The organism is uncultured Gilvimarinus sp., from assembly GCF_963972205.1.
Classification (GTDB): Bacteria; Pseudomonadota; Gammaproteobacteria; order Pseudomonadales; family Cellvibrionaceae; genus Gilvimarinus; species Gilvimarinus japonicus.
Genome location: NZ_CAXAUC010000002.1, coordinates 306,601 through 321,624 on the forward strand (window position 1 = coordinate 306,601; position 15,024 = coordinate 321,624).

The 15,024-nt window shown below is 51.5% G+C and carries 14 protein-coding genes; 13 read left to right on the plus strand and 1 reads right to left on the minus strand.

Annotated features, from left to right (window positions below; genetic code table 11):
- The first annotated feature begins 220 nt into the window (after positions 1-220).
- From AACY82_RS05880 to AACY82_RS05935, 12 genes are all read left to right on the plus strand, one after another.
- The gene (locus tag AACY82_RS05880) at positions 221-1,363 is read left to right on the plus strand and encodes an AI-2E family transporter (RefSeq protein ID WP_339615852.1); all 1,143 of its coding nucleotides are present in this window, start codon (positions 221-223) and stop codon (positions 1,361-1,363) included.
- Between the two features lie 234 nt (positions 1,364-1,597).
- On the plus strand, positions 1,598-1,759 hold the full coding sequence (locus tag AACY82_RS05885; protein ID WP_339615853.1) for a DUF1328 domain-containing protein: 162 nt from the start codon (positions 1,598-1,600) through the stop codon (positions 1,757-1,759).
- 210 nt (positions 1,760-1,969) lie between these two features.
- Positions 1,970-2,212, plus strand: a complete 243-nt coding sequence (locus AACY82_RS05890; protein WP_339615854.1) for a hypothetical protein — start codon at positions 1,970-1,972, stop codon at positions 2,210-2,212.
- 6 nt (positions 2,213-2,218) lie between these two features.
- Positions 2,219-2,758, plus strand: coding sequence for a hypothetical protein (locus AACY82_RS05895; RefSeq protein ID WP_339615855.1), 540 nt, complete (start codon positions 2,219-2,221; stop codon positions 2,756-2,758).
- Positions 2,751-2,924, plus strand: coding sequence for a hypothetical protein (locus tag AACY82_RS05900; protein ID WP_339615856.1), 174 nt, complete (start codon positions 2,751-2,753; stop codon positions 2,922-2,924). The genes AACY82_RS05895 and AACY82_RS05900 overlap by 8 nt, the downstream gene beginning before the upstream one ends.
- A 637-nt stretch (positions 2,925-3,561) precedes the next feature.
- Complete coding sequence (locus AACY82_RS05905) at positions 3,562-4,872, plus strand: sigma-54 dependent transcriptional regulator (protein WP_339615857.1); 1,311 nt, start codon at positions 3,562-3,564, stop codon at positions 4,870-4,872.
- 66 nt (positions 4,873-4,938) lie between these two features.
- A complete protein-coding gene (locus AACY82_RS05910; RefSeq protein ID WP_339615858.1) occupies positions 4,939-5,178 on the plus strand; it encodes a histidine kinase dimerization/phospho-acceptor domain-containing protein in 240 nt (79 codons plus the stop codon).
- On the plus strand, positions 5,175-6,671 hold the full coding sequence (locus AACY82_RS05915) for a CHASE3 domain-containing protein (protein ID WP_339615859.1): 1,497 nt from the start codon (positions 5,175-5,177) through the stop codon (positions 6,669-6,671). Before AACY82_RS05910 ends, AACY82_RS05915 begins: the two co-directional genes overlap by 4 nt.
- 6 nt (positions 6,672-6,677) lie before the next feature.
- Positions 6,678-7,121, plus strand: a complete 444-nt coding sequence (locus AACY82_RS05920; protein ID WP_339615860.1) for a response regulator — start codon at positions 6,678-6,680, stop codon at positions 7,119-7,121.
- Positions 7,122-7,127: 6 nt separating this feature from the next.
- A complete protein-coding gene (locus AACY82_RS05925; RefSeq protein ID WP_339615861.1) occupies positions 7,128-9,089 on the plus strand; it encodes a response regulator in 1,962 nt (653 codons plus the stop codon).
- A 322-nt stretch (positions 9,090-9,411) separates the two neighbouring features.
- Positions 9,412-9,618, plus strand: coding sequence for a hypothetical protein (locus AACY82_RS05930; protein WP_339615862.1), 207 nt, complete (start codon positions 9,412-9,414; stop codon positions 9,616-9,618).
- Positions 9,619-9,760: 142 nt separating this feature from the next.
- Entirely contained in the window at positions 9,761-11,332 is a 1,572-nt protein-coding gene (locus AACY82_RS05935; protein WP_339615863.1) for a mechanosensitive ion channel family protein, read from the plus strand.
- Between the two features lie 87 nt (positions 11,333-11,419).
- Here AACY82_RS05935 and AACY82_RS05940 read toward each other — a convergent pair whose 3' ends face one another.
- Positions 11,420-12,994: an enolase C-terminal domain-like protein gene (locus AACY82_RS05940; RefSeq protein WP_339615864.1), complete on the minus strand. Its 1,575-nt coding sequence runs from the start codon at positions 12,992-12,994 to the stop codon at positions 11,420-11,422.
- A 164-nt stretch (positions 12,995-13,158) separates the two neighbouring features.
- Between AACY82_RS05940 and AACY82_RS05945 the strand changes: the two genes are divergently transcribed.
- The gene (locus AACY82_RS05945) at positions 13,159-14,997 is read left to right on the plus strand and encodes a monovalent cation:proton antiporter-2 (CPA2) family protein (protein WP_339616068.1); all 1,839 of its coding nucleotides are present in this window, start codon (positions 13,159-13,161) and stop codon (positions 14,995-14,997) included.
- The last annotated feature ends 27 nt before the right edge of the window (positions 14,998-15,024 follow it).

Below are 15,024 nucleotides of genomic sequence, written 5' to 3' on the forward strand. Positions count from 1 at the left end.
CGTGCCGCAATTTGCAAATTTGTGAAAAATCTACAGATAAAATGCGCTGATATTTTGCAAAGCGCGTTTGAATGGCCGGCGGAGAGGGCTTGCGCGGCCGTTTGGTACGATTTTGTGCGCTGGTACGCTTTTCGCAGCTGATTACGCTTTTGTTTATAGGGCGCGGTGCGGCTATTGGCACTGCAACACCACAAAGGCGAAGGCCAGAGGCGCACAACGAATGACTACATCATTAAAAATCGATCATGAAAAAACGGATGTTAGCGCTAGGTTTGTGGCTAACGGGGCTCGGCTGGCGCTTAAGCTGTTGGCGGTGCTCGCTGTGTTGTACACGCTGTATTTTTCGCAAACATTATTGGTGCCCATTTTCGTGGCGGCATTTGTGGCATTGTTTTCGAGTCGATTGGTGCGGTTGCTGGCAGTCGTTTATGTGCCCAAGCCTGTCGGTGCCATACTTGTCATTAGTGCATTAACCGGCGGGCTGGGCTATTTGTTTAGCTTGTTGGTTGAGCCGGCGACACGTTGGCTGCAAGTGATCCCGAGATTAAGCGAAAAGCTTGCCAGTGAGATGGGCGAGATGAGTAAGTCGCTGTCGGCGATCAAGGAGAGTGTTATGTCTGGCTCTTCAGGTAATAGTGATTCGATAGAAAACGCCGTCGACTCGACGCTGCACTCTGCGGTGTCGGTATTAGCGGAAACAACCGCGTCTTTTGCCATCCAGGTAGGCGCGGTGGTGGTTATCACATACTTCTTTTTGGTGTTTGGCGAGGAGCTAATGCGCCATGTGGTAAAAGCTCGCCAAACTTTTAGCGCTAAAAAATCCACAGTCGTGGTGTTTCAGGCGGTTCAGAATGATATCTCGCATTATGTGTTGGTGATCTCTCTTATTAATGTCGGCTTGGGGTTGGCGACCGCGGGTGCGATGCATTTACTGGGGGTTGAGGATGCGCTTTTGTGGGGGGCGCTGGCCACTATTTTAAATTTTGCACCTTATGTAGGGCCCATGTTGTTGGCGGTCATCCTTACGGGGGTTGGCTTTATGGAGTTTTCCAGTTGGGGCAGTATCGTTTTAGTACCGGGTGCCTTTTTGGTTTTAAATTTTATTGAGTGCCAATTTGTAACGCCAACCTTGTTGGGGCAGCGCTTTAATATGAACCCGCTGCTGGTGGTACTTTGGATGTTTGCCTGGGGTTGGCTGTGGGGCGCGGTAGGGATGCTTATAGCGATACCGCTGTTGGTTTGTGGCCGTATTTTGGCGACCCACCTAGACCTTATGGGGCGCTGGGTAGGTGTGTTGGATGGTGGTTACGAAGACGATGGCATTGCCGCGACCGAACATCATGAGGCGCCTTCAGAGTCTTAATCGCTAACGCAAAAGATCTTCAGGTTATATGTAAAAGCTGCGTCGTTACGTGCAGATGTTGCAATAAAAAAGGGGCCAAATTGTTTTTACCCCGGTTTAGTTTCTTGCGGTTGCTCTGCAGCCCAGTAAAGGCAGGGTTTTTAAGAGTTGGCACGAGGCTTGAAGTATAAACCGTGAAAGCCGCCAAAACTTAACAGTTGCAAATGGCGGCGTTAACAGCAAAGGAGAAAGGCTATGTTAGGTTACGCAATTTTATTTTTTGTTATCGCACTGATTGCAGCAGTATTTGGTTTTGGCGGTATTGCTGGTGCCGCGACGGGCATTGCACAAATCTTGTTTGTCGTATTTTTGGTGTTGTTTATCTTGTCGCTTATTTTTGGTCGCCGCCGGCCTTAACAGTCGGTACTGTACCGGCTAACGTAAAAGGCAAGAAAAGAGATGTAGCTTAAGTGTATTTGACAGTACTGAGCCCCTGCACAATAGTTAAAGGGGCTCCTACTACCTACATCAATCCGGAAGACCATTATTGAGAGGAATTTAACAATGGCTACACAATCAGGTAAATCGCAGAAAGCTGGAGCCACAACCAACGCAGAAGGAGTAACCATGTCTGAAGCAATGGACCAAGTTAAACAAGCGACCTCGAGTGTTTATGATGCTGTAGGCTCCATCGGTGCGGCCGGTGCCGCAGGCGCACGCTTAAAAGCAGAGGAAGGAAAAATTCGAGCCCGTGAGTACGGTGACCGCGCTGAGGACTTTGTGCGTGAGCGCCCACTAGTGACCGTTGGGGTTGCTTTTGCTGCGGGCTGGTTAGTCTCTCGTTTACTGAAATCTTCTAACAGAGATTAATCCTAAGTGGCGCCTGAAAGCGTTAAAGATGAGAGCGGGGCGAGTAAGCCCCGCTCAGTCGATCCTGAGTTAGAAGCAGAGGCGTCGTCCGGGCAGAAAAGCCGTGGACCCGCTGACCGAATCGCGGAAGAGTTTCACCAAGCCGTTGTTATTGGTGAAGAGTTAATTGGCTGCTTAAAGAGCTATTCTGAGCTGTTGGGCTTAGAGCTGCTTTTGGCCTTTAAGAGCTTTTTTGCTCTTTTGGGTAGCTGGCTTTTATTGCTGCTGGCGTTATTACTGACCTGGTTGTCGTTGTCAGCATTGCTCGCATGGGCAGGCTACAGTCTTAGTGGAATGCCGATAGTCGGGTTTGCGGTACTTTTTGTTATGCAGTTACTGTTGTCTTTGACACTGTGGTTTAGTGTTAAGCGCTATCGTCGTCGGATGACAATGTCTGAATCGCGCCGTCAATTTAAGACTATTATGCAGGGGGTTCGCAATGAGCTTGACCGGTCGGGTAAAGCAAAAGAGTCAGGAGCTAAGCCGCCAGAGGGCGATCTTGGGTAGCAAACTTGATGTCGATTATGGCGGTTTTGACCGCCGCTCCTTATTTTGGGGTGCCGTTGCTGCTGCGGCGGTGGCGGGCGTCTTGGCCGAGCGTATAGCGCCGGATAAAAACTTACCCCTTAAAGCGTTGCGCTACGGCAGTTTATCGATGCGTTTATTTGGGTGATTGGCTGCGGCTGCTCCCCTGAGGTGTCTTAGCCAGAGGGCTATATTGTTTTTTGCGTACTTTTGGCGTTGTCTTTTGGGGGTAGGTTAGCAGCGTATCTCAACTCAATCGTAGTCATTAGGCGTGATACCTTTCTTACGTTAGCAATCCTTAATCGCTCCTCCTGCGTGGAATTTGTTACAAGAAGAGCGACAGGGTGTTTACGCCCTGGCGCTGTCGCGCCGGCGTTTTTTCCATATGACCCGAAGGCGCTGAGTTAAGCTGCGAGGCTTTTGGGGGTGGCTGTTGTGGTTGTGCCGCGAAAGGTTATCGGCCTCGAGCGAGTCAACACCACTAAGTCCTGCCAAGTAAGTTAAGGTCTTGCCGCTAGGGGCGCTAAGGGGAGAGTTGTTCATGGTATACCTCGTTAAAACCAATCGTAGTCATGTTGTTGACGCTTGTCTGATTGGAACCTGAGCAACGTTTATGCCATGCTTGCCCATTAAATTCTCTTTGGCGGGCACCCGGCTCCTGTGGGCTGAGGCGTAAAGGCGTTAATATGCGCCCAATTCGGGTGCAAATAAGTGCGCATATTTTGCAAAAAGGTGTAGCATTATCGCCCTGAGTAAGACTGGATTAAAGAAACGAGGAAGACGGCGTGGCGCAAATTTTACTGGTTGATGACGATTTAGGATTTTTAGAGGCGACTACCGAGCTGTTAGAGTTACTTCAGCACACCGTGGTGTCAGCCAGTACGGTCGAGCAGGCGCAACGGGCCGCCTCGGGACGATCTTTTGATCATGTAATACTCGACCTGATTATGCCTGATGGCAGCGGCCTGCATGTGCTGGACTCCATTAAAAACCGTGATCAAACCCGGGTTACTCTAGTAACCGGGCACCCCTCGGTAAAATCTATCGTTAAAGATCTGTACGGCCCCAATATCTCGTATTTGATTAAACCTATTGATCTGGCCCAGTTGCAATCGCTGTTTGAGGCCGATGATGATGTCGGTGAAGCCGATGCTGCTTTGCATTTTGGTCATTTGGTGGGCGAGTCGGCGCCTATGCAAAAGCTGTATCAGATGATTGAGCGCGTTTCTCAGACTAAGGCGAATGTCTTGCTGATGGGGGAGAGTGGCGTGGGTAAAGAGGTGGTAGCGTCAGCTATTCATGCGGCGAGTAAGCCCAAGGGCGCGTTCGTCCCTGCAAACTGTGGCGCGTTTGCCCGGGATTTAATCAGCAGTGAGCTGTTTGGCCACGAGAAGGGCGCTTTTACGGGGGCCACTCACCGCAAAGCCGGGGTGTTTGAGCTGGCCCACGAGGGGACTTTGTTTTTGGACGAGGTTACCGAGATGCCAATCGATCAGCAGCCCAACCTGTTACGGGTGCTGGAGACCCATAAAGTCACTCGGTTGGGCGCTACCAGTGCAATTGATGTCGATTGCCGAGTGGTATCGGCTACCAACCGCAGCGAAATGGATATAGCGGAGCAAGGGTGCTTACGGGAGGATTTGTACTTTCGTTTGGCTGTGTTCCCGATACATATTCCGCCTTTGCGTCAGCGACCCGATGATATTCCGATGTTGATCGAGTTCTTCTTGGCGGGCTTTAACCGACAGTATAAAGCGAGTATTGCGATCGACCCTAAAGATCTGGCGCGGCTGCAGGCGTACGACTGGCCGGGCAATGTGCGTGAGTTGCGCCACGCGGTGCATCGCGCTTTTATTATGGCCGATCCTGAGACTCAGATGCTGGTGTTGCCAGATGACTTGTCGTCGCCTTTCTCTAAAGTTGGCGATAACAAAAATGCTGGTATTACGGTCGGTAAAACGGTCGAAGATGTTGAGCGTGAGTTGATTGAGTCGACCTTGGAGCACTTGGGCGGCGACAAGAAAAAAGCGGCCGAGATGCTGGGTGTTAGTTTAAAGACTCTCTACAACCGGTTGAATAGCTACTCCGAGCAGTAGCTCGGACTGAGATGGTCAGCGGTAAGTTTTGGTTTAATTCACTTTTTAAAATATGCAAGGATTTGTATGAGTAGCGACACGCAGCGGTTGCTTCACGATGTGCGAAACCCACTTAATAACATTTCGGTAAATGCCGAACTCGGCAAGCTAACACTAGAGCGGACCGGTGACACCGACAAAGCAACGGCTATTTTTGAACGGATTTTGCAGGAGTGCCGACGCTGCGATACTGTGCTGTCGGAGCTTCGTGATCAGCTGTCTCACGAGCAGTCAGCTAATGGCACTGATGCAGGAGATAACGCTTGATCGGATTTTTTCGCGAAGGTAAGAAATTACCAGGTCGCTCTTGGTTGTTTGTACTCTTGGCGCTGGTGGCATTTTTTATTATTAGCATGAGTACTGCCTATCGCTCCATTGGTGTAATGCACGAAAACAGCCAAGGGGTTACTAATACTCTAGAAGTGTTGGCTCTTATCAAAGAGCTAAAAACAGAGCTGGTGAATGCCGAGAGTGGTCAGCGCGGTTATTTATTGACTAGCGACGGCCAATACCTGCAACCCTACCATGACGCGCTGGCAAAAACCGACGAGTTACTCGCATCGCTTTCGGGTGCCTCTACGGAGCTACCTGTGCAGCAAACACGTTTTAAACGCGTGTTTGAGCTAACTAATCAAAAAATTGATGAGATGCAAGAGACTGTCTCGCTGGTGCATGCCGGTGAGCGTGAGCAAGCCATGAATCGTGTTCGCTCGGATGTGGGCGCTCGTTTGATGCGCCAACTCAGTGAGCTGCTTGATGATATGGAAGCCGATGAGTTGATGTTGCTGTATAAAAATCGCTACGAATCGCAAGAGGATCGTCAGTTTATTTTGCAGTCGTTATTTGCTACCAATATTTTAGGGTTGCTGCTGTCGTTGGTGATTTTCCTGGCGGTGTATCGCAGTTCGCGGCGCGTGAGTGCGCTTTACGCACAGATTGAACAGGCCAATAGCGAGCTAGAAGAGAAAGTTGAAGAACGCACCTATGCCCTGCAGCAGTACTCCGATGAATTGCAGCGCAGCAATCGCGAGCTAGAAGAGTTTGCGTTTGTGGCCTCGCACGATTTGCAAGAACCGCTGCGCAAAATTCGGGCCTTTGGTGATCGCCTGCTTAAAAAATACAGTGAGGCGCTGGGGGACACCGGCGCCGACTATATCGCCAGAATGCACGCCGCGTCCGAGCGCATGTCGCACCTTATTGATGACTTGTTGAGCTTTTCGCGGGTGACCACGCAGCAAAAACCGTTTGAACCGGTTGCCCTCAATGATGTGATGAAGGGTGTGCAAGAAGACCTGGAGTATGCCATCGAAGATTCCGGGGCGACAATTGAGGCGCGTGATCTGCCACAGATTGACGCCGACCCCTCGCAAATGGGCCAAGTGTTTATGAACTTGATAGGCAATAGCCTTAAGTTCCGACGCCCGGACACGGCCCCTGTGATTAAAGTCTATAGTGAGCCGGTAGCGGCAGAAGATGTACCAGAGGACGAAGGTGAAGAGACTCGCGAATGGATTCGCTTGGTGTTTAGCGATAACGGTATTGGGTTTGACACTCAATACAATGATCGGGTGTTTAACTTGTTTCAGCGTTTGCATGGCCGCAATGAATACGCTGGCACGGGTATTGGATTGGCGCTTTGCCGAAAAATCGTCGAGCGCCATGGCGGTAGTATTATTGCCGAGAGTGAAGTCGGTGTCGGAACCCAATTTATTATTATTATGCCAACCACTCAGTTCGAGCTGGCAACGATAGAGGAATAACCTTCCATGAATGTAGAAAAGAAGCCGTTAATCATCCTGATGGCTGATGATGATGCTGATGACCGACTGCTGGCCGAAGAGGCGATGGTAGAAAGTCGTGTCCTCAATGAGCTGCATTTCGCCGAGGATGGAGTCGAGCTATTAGAGTACCTAAAAGGTGATGGAAAGTTTGCCGATCGCAGTGCTTATCCTTTGCCAGGGTTAATTTTACTCGATTTAAATATGCCGAAAAAAGACGGCCGCGAGGCCTTGGCGGAAATCAAAGGCGATCCGGCTTTACGGCGTATTCCGGTAGTGATTTTAACCACCTCAAAAGCGGAAGAGGATATGATTAAAGGCTACGATCTGGGCGCCGCGTCGTATATCTCTAAGCCAGTAACGTTTGATGCTTTGGTAGATCTGATGCGCACCTTAGGTAAGTACTGGGTAGAATTTGTCGAGTTGCCGTAACTTTTTATGCAAGACGTAAAGCTATTAATCGTCGATGACGATGAAGATGACTTTTTACTCGCCCGCGACCTGCTGGATGAAATAACAACGGGGCCCAATCAAGTGGATTGGGCCCCTAGTTACGACGCCGGTAGAGAGCAGTTGCGCAGCAATGTGCACGATTTGTGTCTTATGGATTACAGCTTAGGTGCCCGCGACGGTATTGAGCTGCTAGGCGAGGCGCAGTCGCTGGGCTTTACCGGGCCGATTATTCTACTGACCGGTATGCACCAGGGCGAGGTGGATATGCAGGCGTTGCAGGCCGGCGCGGTAGATTATCTGGTAAAAGCCAGTCTCAGTGCCGAGCAGCTTGCTCGAGCCATTCGCTACGCGTTGGCGCGGCGCGAAATGGAGCGAGAGCGAGTCGAGCGCTTAAAAGCCGAATCCGAAAACCGCTCAAAAAGTGAGTTTTTAGCCCACCTCAGTCATGAATTACGCACGCCGTTATCGGCAATTCTCGGGTTTACGGAGCTGTTGCTTAACACCAACAAAGATGTGGAGTCCGCCGGTCATTTACGGGTGGTGCATCGCAATGGTAAGCACTTGTTGGGCTTACTGAATGATATTCTCGATTTATCTAAAATTGAAGCGGGCAAGCTTGAGCTTGAGCCCCAGCAAGTTTATTTGTCGTCGTTTTTAACCGACATCTATTTTTTAATGCGCGGCGCTGCCGTGGATAAAAACCTTGAGTTGTTGATGGAAACCCCGACGCCGCTGCCGCGCCGGATTGTTACTGACCCGACCCGCTTGCGCCAAGTGTTGTTAAATTTAATCGGTAACGCCATTAAATTTACTGATCATGGCCGCGTTATTGTTAGGGTTGAAATGGTGGCGGTTGAGGGAGCTGAGCAACTTCACTTCTGGGTGGTCGACTCTGGTGTGGGTATTACGCCTGAGTCCCAGGCGGCAATATTCCAGCCGTTTGTCCAAGCCAAAGATTCTTACTCGCAGTCTCAGGCGGGTACCGGGTTGGGGCTGGCCATTAGTCGCCAGTTGGTCGAGCGCCTGGGTGGTGCTATCGACGTCACCAGCACGCCGGGGGAGGGCAGCACCTTTAGCTTCCATGTCGGTGTGGGTGAAGTGCCGGACGAAGACCGCGAGATGTTTTCTCTTGAGGTGGACAACGAGCGCGGGCCGTTAAGCGAGGTGCCGCGGCTTAGCGGTCGTGTCTTGGTGGTGGATGACCTGCGGGATATTCGAATGTTGATTGGCCACTTCGTTAAAATGACGGGGGTCGAGGTCAATTACGCTCAGAACGGCGCTGAGGCCATAGAGCGGATTAAGTCCAATAAACAACAGGGAAAGCCCTACGACCTGGTGCTGATGGATATTCATATGCCCGTGATGGGCGGGCATGAAGCGGCCCAAACCCTGAGGGAAGTTGACCCTACAACGCCGCTTATCGCCTTAACCGCTGCCCATATGAAAGGCGATATGGATGCCTGTTTGGCGTCGGGTTTTAATGCTTATTTAAGTAAACCAGTCGATCAGGCGCAATTGCACATCTTGTTGTTGCGCCATCTGCGCGCCGAGGCCGCCAGCGCAATACATGGCCCGGAGGCCGAAGCGGCTGACGCTCAAGCTTCAGAGCAGCCTGTTATTATGGTGGTCGAGGACAACCCTGATGCATTGCTGGCCACCAGCAGTTTGCTGGAGCTGCTGCAGTGGCGAGTGCTGGGCGCGAACGACGGGGCCGAAGCTTTATCTTTGCTGGTGAGCGAGTCGCCCAGTATTATTTTGCTGGATGCCAACCTGCCGGATATGGATGGTTATCAGCTGGCGCAGCAATGCCGGGCATTAGTGCCTGATGCCCGGCTGATTTTGGCCAGCGGTGATCCCTTGGACGAGGCGCGTGCCAAGCAGTGCGGTATTGAATCGGGCCTGTTAAAGCCATTGTCGCTGGCGGCATTGGAGCGATTGCTTGGTTAAGCGCGCAGAGCATTTGTTTGCTATTAACGGGGAGTGTGCTAAAACCTAATAGCAGCTGATGGCATCGGAGGCCGAGGCGTTAGTGCCTGTAGCCTTGGCCGCTGGTGATGATTGCTTTTGTAAGCTACCAGATGTTGCGTGTAAAAGTTGCAAGAAAAGCCTTTTTAAAGAGTTAGAGTCGCGTTGCAGGCCACTAATACGGTCTTATTAAAAGTTGGCACGGTTCACGCATAAGGTAAAACACGTAACGCCAGACATAGGTTGTAAATAACAGTCTTATGTTGGGTGCGAAGAAAAAACAGCCAATACCAAGGAGCAAAAAATGAAAGCAATTAAACAATTACTGTTAATGATGATGATCACTGTCCCTCTTATGGCGTGCGATACCAATGATGGCCCTGTCGAGGAAATGGGCGAAAGCATGGATAACGCGGCCGAAGAAACCAAAGATGCAATGGGTGATGCGGCTGATGACGTCGGTGACGGCATGGAAGACGCTTGTGAAGAAGTCTCTGGCGAGAATTGCTAATCTTGCCATTGTGGGTCTTACTTAAGTAATACCAAGTAGTACTAAAACGGTGGCGTACTTTAGAGTACGCCACCGTTTTTTTATTGTGTGACCTGACGGTGCACAGTCTATACGCCTAACTGTAATCAAAGAGAACCTTGCTATGAACCCTTCTCGTTGCGTCGGATGGCGCCTAATCTTAGCGTTTTTATTGCTTGCTTGTGTCAGTCAAGCCGCGGTAGCTATGCCGGGGTTTAGTCTTGATTTGGGTGAGGGTTCCTCTTCTTCGAGCTCAGAATCCTCAAGTGCGAGTTCGGCATCAAGCGATTGCGAAGGCGACTCGTGTGAAGAAAGCGCGAGCAAGTCCCACTCGTTGGCGGTGGATGTCAACCAGGTGATTAATGTCGACGAGGTAACCGAAAGCTGGGAGAGCGGAGTAGAAGGGGCTTTGGATGCTCTCGGTATTGAGTCAACGGTCTCTGGCCGCTGGCTGGCGACTGGCTTAATTGTATTTATCGCCGTAACGGTCGTGGTGTTGTTTCAGTGGCTGAATAAAAAGCTGTTTACTCGCCTGCATGCAGCCCGAAAACGTTTTCGCTTTAACCATAACCGGCTGAATTTTTATCAGCGTTTAATCAACATTATTTTCTTTCTGTTTGTGTTTCTGTTTACCGGCTTGGCGATTATGGTTGTGGGCTGGGGTGGTATTGCCGATCTCACCATCAGTAAAACCGTTGTGTCATGGTTTGAAAGCTTGTTTAGCTTCCTGATCGCTCTGATTTTCTCGGTGATTTTATTCGAGCTGATATCAGCCGCCGTGGAACGTTATTTTTACCGCTTGGAAAAGCGCGGAAGCTCGCGGGTTAACACGCTAGTACCCATTGCGCGCAATGTGCTTTACGGGGTGGTTTTGGTCATTTTTGGTATCACTGTTATTGCCGAGCTGGGTATCGATGTAACACCTCTACTGGCCGGTGCCGGTGTTATTGGTGTCGCCGTCGGCTTTGGTGCGCAAGCGCTTATTAAAGATGTGCTAAATGGGTTTATTATTATTGTTGAAGACCTTATCCAGGTAGGTGATGTAGCTTGTGTGGGTAACCGTACGGGCCTGGTTGAAAAGATCACCCTGCGCAAAGTGCAGCTGCGGGATTTGGACGGTCGAGTTTATACCGTACCCTTTAGTGAGATTACAGTGGTTGAGAACTACACCAAGCACTTTAGTTACTATATGTTTAATGTTGGCATCGCCTATCGTGAAAGCCCCGACGAGGTGATTGATGTGTTAAAAAGCATTAGCGCAGAAATGGAAAAAGACGAGGATTTTAAAGAGCTTATTCTAGAACCATTGGAAGTGCTCGGGGTTGATGCCTTTGCCAATAGCGCCATTATTATTAAAGCGCGCATTAAGACCTTGCCGATCAAACAGTGGGTCGTGGGCCGAGAGTTTAATCGCCGCATGAAGTACGCGTTTGACAAACACGATATCGAAATACCGTTTCCCCATCAGACTCTGTACTTTGGTGAAGATAAAGACGGCACTGCGCCGCCGGCGCGCATTATGGTTGAGCGTATGACAGATGCCGACGATGCGTTAGAGGCGAAAGCCGATAACGACGAGGACGCTGCTGCTAACGGCACGGATACGGATGCCAAGCACGCTAAATCGCCCGTATCACAGCGCGGAGCGCAACAGCCGTCTACCGATGATGATTCAGGCGGTGACCAAGGTAGGTAACGTCGGCGAGCTGCAGGTGCCGATCATTGAGCCGTGGCTGCAGTGCAGAGCGTCCACGGCTCATGCCTGGCGGGTAAGAGCCCGCGCTTAACGGCTAAGACGTTTGGCGAGCTCGCGGTATTTTTCGTTCGCGCTCCAGGCTTGGCCATCGGGAAGCCGGTAGAGGGCTAAGCCTTCTTCACTGTAATCGACCCCGACCCCTGGGGTGGTGTTCATTTGGTAGTGGCCGTCGACGACAATGGCGGGGTTGCGGAACACGCCTTCGTGAACACTGCGGTCGGGCTCTTCGACAAACTCTAAAATGTCGGGTGTACCGCCAGCGTTTGTGTGGCCAAACAGCGCGTGCTGCAGGGCTTGTACATTGCGCATACCCTCACACAAGCCGATGCCGCCAGTGTGTGGGCAAATCCGCACATCGCGGCCTTGGCGGCGCGCCTGTTGGGCGAGCAATAAAATTGCAAGGTTATCAGCAATGCCTGCCACTCGAGAGTAATCCATCTGAATGACCTCAATGGCGCAGGTCTGTTCGTGCTCAAAACGCCCAAGGTTGGCAAATAACAGGTCTTTAAAGACCACCGGTGACGCACCTTGCTCGCCGGTCGATAATGGTATGTTTAAGCTGGGCTCATAATCGGTAAAGGCCAATTGCAGGGCATGCTGAATAGCTAAATGTGCCATGGCACTGTGTGGGGTTGTGGGCTCTTCAAACCAGACGATTTTATAGTCCGGGTTGAGACGGTACAGCTCTTTTGCGAGATGCCCGATAAACACGACGGCAGAGCGTGTATCAAACACTTGGTTGCTGTCCACCGCAATTTGCAGTGGGTGGTGCCGGCGGTCATACGCGGCAATGGTTTGAAACACTGCTTGCAATCGCACCAGATCGTCGTCGGCGGCTTGCCGGGCCAACTGGTCAAGCTCGGTACGGCTGGGGGCTTTTGCGTGCTCGTTAAGCTTAAGGCGACGCTCGGCAAAGCTGGCGCCCACCTTAATTTTAATTTGTGGCCATCGGCGATCAATCATCAGCCGGGTTTGCGTTTGCAGCTCGTCGATACTAATACCGCTCCAGCCCGCGGTGTTGTAGGCGAGCAAGCCGCGTTGATACACCCGCTTGATACGCTCTGCAAGGCCCGTTTGAGCGTCCTGCAGCAAGGCGAGTGCTTCGGCTGGTGCCAGCACATCGCTGATGTGTTCAAAGTCAATACAGGCAATCAGTTGCTCCGGGGTCATCTCGGCGAGCACATGCCACGCGGGCTTTTGTTGCTGCTTTGCGAGCAGATCCCACAGCGCGTTAATAACGGCACCAATGGCCATACGAGACATGCCCACCGCACCCAGCCAGCCGTAATCGGAGTCTTGCAGCATCGATTGGCACAGGCGGCCAAAGTTTGTGCCCTCGTGTAACGTGTCGATTCGCACCGGGGTATTAGCGTCAAGCAAGAAGCGTGTTGCAAACTGCTCGGTTAAATCGCACATCTCCTTAAGGCCGTGACCGTTGGTGAAGATAATACTGCTGCCGCTTAGTTGGGCATCGTTAGTGCCAAGCTGTAGATAAACATTGGCGTACGTGGGGCCACCCTGAGCGATATTGCGGGCATCGCCGCCAAATCCCGTCGGGGGCGCGGCAACTGGCGTGACTTTTACGGACTCGATGGTGATCATGGGGACGAGTCTCCTATTGCTGGTATATAAATACGTGTGTGGGCGCTACTATGCGCTATTAGCATAAGCGTTTATCTTAGCATTGTACGGCGGCTAGTAGTGTCGTGGTTCAGTGTTTGTGTGCAAGAGGTGGCGTTGAGGGATAACTTCCAGGAGACGGTTTGATGTTACAAAATGCGCTGATCTATTTGTGTGCAGCTATTATCGCGGTGCCAATTGCCAAGCGGTTGGGGCTTGGTTCGGTGCTGGGGTATTTATTTGCCGGCGTTATTATAGGCCCTTACGCACTAAGCTTGGTGGGTGATCAGACCGACGTCATGCATGTGGCCGAGTTCGGCATTATTATGATGCTGTTTTTGATCGGCCTCGAGCTGCAACCGGCGCGATTGTGGGCACTGCGCCGACCGATTCTTGGCTTGGGTGGCCTTCAGGTTGTGCTCACGGCGGCCCTGTTAACCTTAATCATCGTCGCGGTGAGCGATCTCGCCTGGAAGCCCGCTCTCGCCATCGGCTTGGCGTTAGCGTTGTCGTCGACAGCCATTGTATTGCAGTCGCTCACCGAGCGGGGGCTGTTAAAAACCCCTGCCGGCTCCAATAGTTTTTCGGTACTGCTGTTTCAGGACATCGCTATTATTCCGATTCTGGCGTTATTGCCTTTACTCAGCAGCGGTAGTGGCAGTCCTGATGCGGTTACCCCCGATGCCAATTTTATTGCGAGCTTATCGGCGCCGATGCAGGTGCTGGTTAGCATTGCGACCATTGCAGTGGTGATTTTGGCCGGGCGCTTTTTGGCCGCACCTGTGTTCCGGTTATTAGCTGAGACAGATACGCGTGAAATCTTTACTGCCTTTGCGTTATTGATTGTCGTTGCCATAACCGTATTGATGCAGGCCGTGGGGCTTTCGCCTGCGCTCGGGGCTTTTATTGCCGGTGTGGTGCTGGCTGACTGTGAGTATCGTCACGAGATCGAGGTCGATATCGAGCCCTTTAAAGGGCTGTTGTTGGGGTTATTTTTTATTACCGTCGGCGCCAGTGTGAATTTTGATGTGCTACTTGATAAGCCCATCGTGATCGCGCTGGCCGTTGTTGGCCTGATTACACTTAAAGCGAGCGTACTGATGTTTCTGGCGCTTATTTTTAAGATGGGCGTTAAGCGCGGCCTGTTGTTTTCATTGGCCTTAGCGCAAGGCGGTGAGTTTGCCTTTGTAATTGTCTCGGCCGCGGGTGAGATGACTGTTTTTAGTGACGAGGTTGGACAACTTATTACGGTGATAGTCGCGCTGTCGATGCTGGTTTCACCACTGTTGCTGGTCGCGTATGAGGTGTTTTTTAGCCGAACCGGACAAAATAAACCGGAGCCAGAGGCGGATGCCGATATTGCGCCTACCGATCATGTGATTATCGCCGGATACGGCCGCTTTGGGCAGATTGTCGGACGTTTGCTTAGCGCGCAGGGCTACCGCATGACGATTTTGGATCATAGTCCGGGGCAGGTAGAGTTGGTACGTCGCTTTGGCAACCAAGTGTATTATGGTGATGCGTCGCGCGCTGACTTGTTGCGTGCCGCTGGTGGCGACGAAGCCGCAATACTGGTGGTGGCGGTCGATGAGCCCGACCGGGCAATGCGCATTGTGACGACGGCGCAAAAGCACTTTCCCAATTTAAAAATACTGGTGCGGGCCATTGACCGACGGCACGCTTACCAGCTTATTGCCGCTGATGTGGCAGGGCTGCGGCGCGAGACATTTCACTCGGCCTTGATGCTTGGCGTTGATGCGCTCAAGGCTCTGGGGCAGCCAGAGCAGGCGGCCGAGCGAGCGGGGCAATTGTTTGAAGAGCACGATGAAAAATCATTGCGCAAACTGGCTAAGCTGTGGGGCGACGATAAAAGCTACGGCCGCGCCATTCGCAAAAATCTTGATGAGCTACGCCGGGTTCTGCAGGACGATGCCGGCACGACGCAAGCTGAAGACGTGGCCTTTAACGATAAACATAAGCGCTAAAACATTATTACTGCGTACCGATCAAAA